Origin of the sequence: uncultured Pluralibacter sp., from assembly GCF_913775985.1 — a bacterium.
Lineage (GTDB): Bacteria > Pseudomonadota > Gammaproteobacteria > Enterobacterales > Enterobacteriaceae > Pluralibacter.
Window position 1 is genome coordinate 1 of sequence record NZ_CAJYMB010000095.1, and the last position, 2128, is coordinate 2128.

2 protein-coding genes are annotated in these 2128 nt (G+C 61.7%); one reads left to right on the plus strand and one right to left on the minus strand.

Annotated features, from left to right (window positions below):
- Positions 1-6: 6 nt before the first annotated feature.
- A complete protein-coding gene (gene chbG, locus QZ766_RS10760) occupies positions 7-765 on the plus strand; it encodes a chitin disaccharide deacetylase (protein WP_297201523.1) in 759 nt (252 codons plus the stop codon).
- 69 nt (positions 766-834) lie between these two features.
- Here the strand turns inward: chbG and QZ766_RS10765 are convergent.
- The coding region (locus QZ766_RS10765; RefSeq protein WP_297201520.1) for a catalase at positions 835-2128 on the minus strand (1294 nt) is incomplete at its 5' end.

The window sequence follows — 2128 nt, forward strand, 5'->3', positions numbered from 1 at the left end:
GCCGAAATGGACCGCATTATGATCGTTAACGCCGATGATTTCGGCCTCAGCAAGGGGCAGAACTACGGCATTGCGGAGGCCTGCCGGCACGGGCTCGTGACCTCAACGACGGCGATGGTTAATGCTGACGCTGCTGAACACGCTGCCGAACTTAGCCGGACGCTGCCCTCACTGGCCACAGGCATGCATTTCGTGCTGACGCTGGGCGAGCCGCTGACCGCCATGCCGGGCCTTACCCGCGAGGGAAAACTCGGCAAGTGGCTGTGGCAAATGGCCGAAGAAGACACCCTGCCGCTGGAGGAGATCCGCCGTGAGCTGGCCGCGCAGTATGTGCGCTTTGTGGCGCTGTTCGGATGTGAACCGACCCACATCGACAGTCATCACCACGTGCATATGATCCCGCAGATTTTCCCGCTGGTGGCCGAGTTTGCGAAGGAGAAGGGCGTTGCAATGCGGGTTGACCGTGCACTCGCCCGGCGCGACGGGCTCGACGCCGGCGGCCTGCGCAGCAGCGACGGATTCAGCAGCGCTTTTTATGGCGAGAGCATTAGCGAGTCACTGTTTATGCAGGTGCTGGACGATTCGGCCGCCGCGGGCGAGAAGTCGCTGGAAGTGATGTGCCATCCGGCCTTTGTGGATAACACCATCATGGGGAGCGCCTACTGCTATCCGCGCCTTGCCGAGCTGGAGGTGCTGACGTCGGCGGCGCTGGAACAGGCTATTGCCCAGAAGGGCTACCGGCTGGGGACTTACCGGGACCTGTAGTAAAAAACAGGCCCGGCGGGGAAGCCGCCGGGCCTGTTATCAGAGTGAAACCGGGCGCGCCCGGTTTTTTTACGCCGGAATAGCGGCCACTTTCGGCTCGCGCGACCAGACGCGGTGCGCCGCCAGCAGGTCCAGCAGGGCATCCATCGCATCGGCGGTGACGAGCTTATCTTCCACCAGCCCCTCTTCACCGGCGTCGCCGACGCCGAGATCTGCTTTAAACGCCCGGGCGTCGCCCGCCAGCAGGATCGGTTTCAGGTGCTTGTACGCCTCCAGCAGATAGTAGCGCGCGTCGCCGCTGTCTTTCAGCGATGCCGCACCGTGGCCGGGAACAATCACCGCGTCCACCGTCAGGGACGGTGCGCCGGCGAAGGTAGCGCTCACCGGAAGTGCGGTGCCGTCATCGGCTTCCACGGTGCCCATGCGGCTGTAAAGCAGCTTGGCGTGAACCCCTTTATCCTTCAGCGCTTTCAGCAGCGTCAGAATTTCAGTCGCGGCGGGCTTATCGTTGAGCAGAACGCCCACCACGCGGCCTTTCAGCGAACCGCCGGGGATCGCATACAGGCTAAGAGTAGGGTCCTTTTTCAGGCCGTTAACCGGCGCCGGCGGCGCCACGTTACGCTGTTCATCGCTGAGCGTAATGCCGAGATTCTCCGCTACGCCCTGCGCCAGTTGCTGATCGATGCGGGTCAGCTGGTCCACCACGCGCTCGCGAATGTAGGCCCGGGCCACTTTACCCAGCTCAAAGCTGAAGGCGCCGATAATATGCTGCTGCTCAACCGGCGTCTGGCTCAGCCAGAACAGGCGCGGATGGGCGTAGTACTCGCCAAATGACGGGCTGCGCTGGCGGATGGTTTCCGCATCGATGCGCTCGTGGCGCGACTCAAAGCCGCCGCCTTTCGGCCCCGGCGGCGTTTCACGCGGCCAGTTGTCGTTGATGGAGTTCGGCTCGTAGTTAGCCGGATTAGTGTCGATATCCATCCGGTGCATACCGTCGCGCTGTAGATTGTGGTAAGGGCAGACCGGGCGGTTGATGGGAATTTCGTGGAAGTTAGGCCCACCGAGGCGGCTAATTTGTGTATCGGTGTAGGAGAACAGGCGCCCCTGCAGCAGCGGATCGTTGCTGAAGTCAATTCCCGGGACGATATGGCCTGGGTGAAACGCCGCCTGCTCGTTTTCAGCAAAGAAGTTATCCGGGTTACGGTTAAGCACCATTTTGCCCACCAGCTGCACCGGCACCAGCGCTTCCGGAATGAGCTTGGTGGGATCGAGCAGATCGAAGTCGAATTTGAATTCGTCTTCTTCAGGGATAAGCTGCAGGCCCAGCTCGTATTCCGGGAAGTTGCCTGCTTCGATAGATTCC